We start from the raw sequence: 6,414 nt of genomic DNA on the forward strand, positions 1-6,414 counted from the left end.
ATTCACATACAACATTAATGTGTAGTATTTGCCGCTTCATTCAACATCGTATCAAGCTGCTTGAATAACTCATCCGATGATTTTTCCATTCGGCTGAATTTTTCAATAATCAACTCTCGATTATCTCCGAGTCTCGACATATCCGCGATCACATCACGAATCTCACCGACGATATCATGGACATCTTTGTGCGGTTTGAGCAACCCTTTGTACGAACTGTATTGTCCAAAATGGCTTTGCCCCTCATTGCCCTCATACCATTTGCCCAAACGGCAATTATGGTGATCGACATGGTTTCCATGTACGTGGCGGGTAAATATCGCATTATAGGTACCGTTTTTGAAGAGCATATGGTCGATTTTTGCCAAAATAACAAATGCGGTGGATTCGATGTCGCGAACGACTGACGCTGTTTGAAGGGCATCGTTGTTGAATACATGAATCGTCTCATCAAATTTTTGGATCAACGCACTTGAACGAAGGGCAATTTCATTGATCGATTCCGATCCCGCTTGAATCGAGTTGGTCTCTTGCTGCAACGTTTGAATCGCGATTGAAATCTCTCCCGTTGCACTTTGGGTTTTTTCCGCCAATTTTCGAACTTCATCGGCAACAACGGCAAATCCGCGTCCGTGTTCTCCGGCACGCGCCGCTTCGATCGCTGCGTTCAACGCCAAAAGGTTGGTTTGATCAGCAATGTCTTTGATCAAATTGACAACCGAGTTAATGTCATTCGCACGGGAACTAAGCGCATTAATCGCACCGTTTGAATCGACGACCAGTTCGCTCAATGCCGAAAGATTTTGACTGACTTCTCCGATTTCATGTACCGTTTCAGATGAGTGTGCCGCAGTATTCTGTGAAATAGATGAAATATTCGATAGATTTTGGATCGTTGTCACCAAATCTTTTTGAATAACGTCCAATCCTCCCGTAGAGCGGCTGATCTCAGCGAGTTTGCTATCCAACTCGGAGAGTTTCAGTGCTTCGTGGCTCGCTCTCATTTTGTAAACGTTTTGGTTGATATACTCCGCAGAGCGTTTGAAGGTCCCTTTTAATCCCATATCTTGAACCGTTCGGTAATAGCGGTCTTGACTCAACGCTTCGATAACGGCGTACGTATCACGCATGTATACTTCGAGCTGATCGATCATGTTGTTCGTATTCCAACACAATGCACGAAGTTCACCGTGTTCATCGATATTGGTGATGCGCGATTCCATATGTCCGTGTTCAAGCTCTTTCATCGTTTCGGCTACGTTATGAATCGTCGCTTGTACTTTTCGGATATTGACGGATATTGCCCACGCAATCGCAAAATTGACCAAATTCAAAACACGGATCCAGTCAAATCCGATCGTAATGACCTCGATCACGAGAGCCACCATAAATACAATAATTGAAATAATATTTAAATACTGGAGTTTAGAGAGAGAGGATAAATTCTTCATAAGAGACCTTTCGTTGATTTAAAAATTTTCCAAGCGCTTCTTCCCCGGCTCTGATCCCACCGCGTCGCTCCGCTTCCAACAACGAACGATAGATCGGTTTAATCTGATCCAATGCGCTATGGGTCGGTTTGCGTCGAACGGAGTGGTAGGCGATCAATTGATTTTGATCGTTCATACTTGGTGTAACGTGCGCCATAACCCAATAATAATTCTCTTGCTTTGTCTTATTGAGGACATATGCAAATACTTCTTCTTTGTTTTTGATTTTGTCCCATAAAAACTTGAAGACACTGGCTGGCATATCTGGATGACGAAGAATATTATGCGGTTTTCCCAATAACTCAGATTCCGTATAGCCCGACATGGAAATAAATACTTCGTTACCGTAAATAATTTTTCCGGCTAAATCGGTCTTTGAGACGATAAACTCTTTTTCATCAAACGTCAGCTCCATTCCTGCCATATGCACTCACCTTATATATCATTTGTTGAAATTATGAATGGTTAGTGTTGCATTTGTGTGGCAATTTTCGTCTCTTCTTACTCCTTATCCAAACCATAGAGTGTTTTGCACTGTTCCATCCCACCCTCGACATTTTCAAACCATTCTAAAAAGCGAGCGGCATTTTCACCGTGAAACAGTGATCCATGCTGCGGAGCGATCGTCATGACATCCACACGGCGTACACACTCTACCCAGGCACGACAAAAGAGATTCGATGCCATATAACGGTGATGAAACCCTTCTAAAAACGGCCGATGCTCTTCAAAATCATCCACTTTTTTGTTGAGATTTTGGGGAGAGGCGATAGCAGCTCCGATGTCACCGGAAAAGAGGATCTTTGAGCGGCTGTCATAGAGAGAAAAATTTCCCGGAGAATGCAAAAAGTGCGCAGGAATAAATCGCAGATAATCGTTTCCAAACGAGATTTGAGCCCCGTGATCTTCCAACCCTACAATCCGATTCATATCCATCAATCCGTAGTGTCCCATAAAGCGAACCCACAGATTGGAAATAACCAATTTTGCCGATGTCGCAACACTCCACTGCGCAATCGCTCCGGCAACGTCAGGATCTTGGTGCGAGAAAAAAATGTATTTGATTTTATCAGGATTGATATGGCGTGAGATCGCTTCATAGAGTTCGCTAAAAATCGACTCGCTCCCCGGATCGATCAATACGGCACTATCATTTTGGATAATCAAAAATTGATTGACCGACAACGAGTGTTCGGCATGTTCCTCATCTTCAAGACTAAACATAATACACTTATGGTGGGTATCATCAAACAAGAGTGTTTCAGTGTTCATACTGTATTCCTTTAAATTCACGAATTAAAATCATTTGCCGCTTGGCAATGTAATCGATCATATTTTTTTTCGCCTCCCCTCGAAGATCATAGATAAACACGACTTCGAATCGGTGATTCACCTCATCGATACGCAGTACCTCTGCCGTTGTATTGATAATGATCGGACGAAGCGCCGTTGTGATCACAATATCCAAGATAACCGAATGTTTCACCGAAAAACCGGCCGGCAACGATAGCACCTGCACCCGAATCCCTGCCATCGATACATCCATAATCTCCATATCGATATCAAATTTTCGATCTTCGTAGAGCATTGTCAATTGTATATTTTTATCGGGAGTGACACGTATCGACTCCCTGCGTGTAGGAGAGGTCTCTACCAAACGGTAATGGTTGAAGATAATACTTTGGGAGTCAAAATCGATCTGTCGGATCCCCTCTGCCAAAATTGCCATCGGAAAGAGCTCTGATGTGAGATAAAAGAGGTTTTCGTATTGGATCGCTTTGAGCTGAACATAGGGACTTTTCATACTGACCGATCGTCCATCCACACTCACTACCAAACCGTCATTGACAATACTGAGCCCCTTATAGAGATTATGGACTTTGATTTTAGCGCCGCTTCGCATCGCCATCTCGAGTAACGCTTTGACCGTTTTTTCATCTTTGAGCAATGATTCGCGTTCCGTCGCATCGGAATCATAGATTTTTAACAATCCCAATTCGGTCACATCATTCAACGATAGGACCGAATACCCCTCTTTTTCAGGGATTTTTTGAAATGTTAGAATGAAATGGTGAGATGTCTCTTCATTATCGGCGATTTTAACATTGAAAAGATGCCCCGGATGTGCCGAAATATGTTCAAACCATCGCATCGTGTCATGATCGTAGACAAAACTCTTATGTTCTAGGAGAATTTCACCAAACGACTGAAACCGCTTACGGAGTGCTTCTATATTCTTCACACCGAAAAAATCGAGCGTCGGCTGATTGGCGATAACAACGTTGCGTTCATGGAGCAAAAACACCAGATTATTCTGATAGTTGAAGACGGCATGGAGATTGGCGTTAAATATTTTACGATGGAATGATTCTATCAACACTTCAGAACAGCGGGTAAATGTTGCAATCAGTTCATCAATTTTGAGCGGTTTGATGAGATAATCAAAGACTCTGATTTTTATCGATTGATGGAGCAATGAGGGTTCATCATGTGCGGAGGTGATGATAATAATGACCTCAGGATCGATCTCATGAATCAGTTCAGACATCCTTAGCCCATCGATCTTTGGCATACCGATATCCGTAATAATCACCTGAGGTCGATATTTTTCAAACATCTGCAACCCCTGAGATCCATCATATGCAGACATGACCGTACCAAAAAACTTTTTACAAAGCGTTGTCGCCTGCGCATTTAACGCCACATTATCATCGACATACAAGAGGGTATAGGTGTGAAGTGCCAAGCGAAGCTGTTTTAACACATTCGGATCAGCCATACTTTTTCCCCCCCCTCTAATTTTGTGAAGCAGAGTAACGAAACTAATCTTAAATTTGGTCAAAAAATTCTCATTGAACTCCTTGTTTTTTTAAGTATACTAACTGAATTAAAACCTATAAAAAAGGGGGATAACACATGGATACTTTTTCACTGTTATTCGGTGGAGTCTGTCTCTTGATCTTATTTGCATTATTTGTGACCCGAAAATCCGAAGAAGTTAGACACGACGAAGAAAAAAACGGAAAATGTGAGGATATGATCTAGCACGCTATGAATGTACAGCCAGACAATGATGAGCTTTTAACGTTATTGAAATCTGCTTTAACCAATGCCTACGCACTGGGACGTTATGACGAAGCAGAAAAATTTCTCCGCATGATCCTCACAATCCAGCCGGACTCTATCGATGCCTATAACGATTTGGGGATTATTCTCAAAGTGTTAGCACGCCCCGATGAAGCGATCGAGGTCTATCAACAAGCCCTCACCCTTGATCCAAACAATCCGAAACTCCATAATAACCTCGCCAATATTTTCAAAGAAACCGGTGACTTTGAACCCGCAGAGAGTCACTACTCCAAAGCCCTCGAGCATGATCCGGCCTATGTCGATGCCCATCGCAATCTCGGGATGCTTTACAAAGAGTTCCACCGCTATGACGATGCCGAATCCTCCTATCGCCAAGCGCTGCTGCACGATCCCCAATTGATCAAAACACAAGCGAATTTAAGCTTTTTACTCCTTGAACAAGGTCGATTCGAAGAGGGGTGGAAACTCTATGAAACACGCTACGATCCACAGATCAATCCGACTTTTTTCACTCCTGCTCTCACCTTTCCCCAGTGGAGCGGAGAATCGCTGAAAAAGCGTTCCATCCTCATCCTCCCCGAGCAAGGATACGGCGATGAGATTCAATTCGTCCGCTACCTCTCGGAGCTAAAAAAGCGGGGGGTTGCGCGGATTACCCTGTTGTGCAAAGCTCCACTCAAAAGGCTCTTTTCAACGCTCGATACGATTGATAGAATCATCACCTCGGTAGAGGAGATCGAGGAACACGATTACTGGAGTTTTTTACTAAGTTTGCCGCTACATATGAATACAACTCTTGATACGATTCCCGCACATCTACCCTATCTCTCGGTGAGGGATGAATGGATCGACCATCCCATACGTCAGAGCAACACATTCAACATCGGAATCATTTGGCGAGGTTCTGCATCTCATGACAACGATCACAACCGCTCACTCAGTACCCTTTCCATGCTGGAACCGCTGTGGAAAATCACAGGGACAACCTTTTTTGGCCTCCAAAAAGAGCTCTCCGCTGAAGATGCCGCCCTTTTGACGAATACGCCGATCATCGATCTAAGCGCAAGCATGGAGGATTTCGCCGATACCGCCGCGCTGATCTCGCAACTCGATCTGGTGATTTGTGTCGATACGGCGGTCGCACACCTCTGCGGCGCCCTTGCTAAACCGTGCTGGGTGCTTCTCCCCTATACGCTATGCGATTGGAGATGGCTTCAGAAGCGTGAGGATTCGCCATGGTATCCCAACGTGATGCGCCTCTTCCGCCAAAATTCCCCTAATGAATGGAACAAGACGATCCAAGAGGTAGCCGATGCGTTAGAAAAACGGGTACAATCCCTTCCATAATCCATTTTAAGGAACCCACATGACTTTTTCATCTGAACAATTAGAAACCATCAAAACATCCACCGAAACCTACCGCAGCGAAGTCACCCGCATCAACGATCTGATCAACTCACCCCAAAGCGACGATCGTCTCGATAAACTCTATCTTTTGCGTACCATCGCCACCATCGAGCACGGCAAACGGGTCGGATTATTCGATGAGAACAACAGCGATGAGTTTTTGGAAAGCTTAGCATCTGAAGTGAGCAAATATTTTCCCGAAAAGGATGATGAAGAGCTGTTTGATGATCTCGCTATTTTGGATGATGATCAACACAATCGATTGTTTGCAAATCCTGAAAAAGAGAAAGCTGTATTGTTAAAAGCGTTGGGAATATAGGCATATTTGTTTTCATAATCTTAGTGTATGTTGAATGAGAGATTCTTATAAAATTGTATTGAATTAATACAATCTAAATAAGTATCTTTCTTCAATTTAATTGTAATG

General features: G+C 43.5%; 7 protein-coding genes. 3 read left to right on the forward strand and 4 right to left on the reverse strand.

The window, feature by feature from the left end:
• Positions 1-14 precede the first annotated feature (14 nt).
• The 4 genes from CJD30_RS06745 to CJD30_RS06760 all read right to left on the reverse strand — a co-directional run bounded on the left by CJD30_RS06745 (position 15) and on the right by CJD30_RS06760 (position 4,269).
• A complete protein-coding gene (locus CJD30_RS06745) occupies positions 15-1,451 on the reverse strand; it encodes a methyl-accepting chemotaxis protein (protein ID WP_294917679.1) in 1,437 nt (478 codons plus the stop codon).
• The gene (locus CJD30_RS06750; protein ID WP_294917681.1) at positions 1,426-1,914 is read right to left on the reverse strand and encodes a PAS domain-containing protein; all 489 of its coding nucleotides are present in this window, start codon (positions 1,912-1,914) and stop codon (positions 1,426-1,428) included. Before CJD30_RS06750 ends, CJD30_RS06745 begins: the two co-directional genes overlap by 26 nt.
• A 77-nt stretch (positions 1,915-1,991) precedes the next feature.
• Positions 1,992-2,762, reverse strand: coding sequence for an MBL fold metallo-hydrolase (locus tag CJD30_RS06755; RefSeq protein ID WP_294917684.1), 771 nt, complete (start codon positions 2,760-2,762; stop codon positions 1,992-1,994).
• On the reverse strand, positions 2,752-4,269 hold the full coding sequence (locus CJD30_RS06760; RefSeq protein WP_294917686.1) for a response regulator: 1,518 nt from the start codon (positions 4,267-4,269) through the stop codon (positions 2,752-2,754). Before CJD30_RS06760 ends, CJD30_RS06755 begins: the two co-directional genes overlap by 11 nt.
• A 137-nt stretch (positions 4,270-4,406) precedes the next feature.
• Here CJD30_RS06760 and CJD30_RS06765 point away from each other — a divergent pair, with 137 nt between their 5' ends.
• The 3 genes from CJD30_RS06765 to CJD30_RS06775 are packed head-to-tail and all read left to right on the forward strand — an operon-like array spanning position 4,407 to position 6,306.
• Positions 4,407-4,535, forward strand: coding sequence for a hypothetical protein (locus CJD30_RS06765; protein ID WP_294917689.1), 129 nt, complete (start codon positions 4,407-4,409; stop codon positions 4,533-4,535).
• Between the two features lie 6 nt (positions 4,536-4,541).
• Positions 4,542-5,927: a tetratricopeptide repeat protein gene (locus tag CJD30_RS06770; protein ID WP_294917692.1), complete on the forward strand. Its 1,386-nt coding sequence runs from the start codon at positions 4,542-4,544 to the stop codon at positions 5,925-5,927.
• A gap of 19 nt (positions 5,928-5,946) precedes the next feature.
• The gene (locus CJD30_RS06775; protein WP_294917694.1) at positions 5,947-6,306 is read left to right on the forward strand and encodes a hypothetical protein; all 360 of its coding nucleotides are present in this window, start codon (positions 5,947-5,949) and stop codon (positions 6,304-6,306) included.
• The last annotated feature ends 108 nt before the right edge of the window (positions 6,307-6,414 follow it).

The sequence above is a fragment of the Sulfuricurvum sp. PD_MW2 genome (assembly GCF_002633015.1).
Taxonomy (GTDB): Bacteria; Campylobacterota; Campylobacteria; order Campylobacterales; family Sulfurimonadaceae; genus Sulfuricurvum.

Coding starts and splice junctions, on each gene's coding strand:
- CJD30_RS06745 (WP_294917679.1), bottom strand. CDS start 1,451: ATGAAGAATTTATCCTCTCTCTCTAAACTCCAGTATTTAAATATTATT.
- CJD30_RS06750 (WP_294917681.1), bottom strand. CDS start 1,914: ATGGCAGGAATGGAGCTGACGTTTGATGAAAAAGAGTTTATCGTCTCA.
- CJD30_RS06755 (WP_294917684.1), bottom strand. CDS start 2,762: ATGAACACTGAAACACTCTTGTTTGATGATACCCACCATAAGTGTATT.
- CJD30_RS06760 (WP_294917686.1), bottom strand. CDS start 4,269: ATGGCTGATCCGAATGTGTTAAAACAGCTTCGCTTGGCACTTCACACC.
- CJD30_RS06765 (WP_294917689.1), top strand. CDS start 4,407: ATGGATACTTTTTCACTGTTATTCGGTGGAGTCTGTCTCTTGATCTTA.
- CJD30_RS06770 (WP_294917692.1), top strand. CDS start 4,542: ATGAATGTACAGCCAGACAATGATGAGCTTTTAACGTTATTGAAATCT.
- CJD30_RS06775 (WP_294917694.1), top strand. CDS start 5,947: ATGACTTTTTCATCTGAACAATTAGAAACCATCAAAACATCCACCGAA.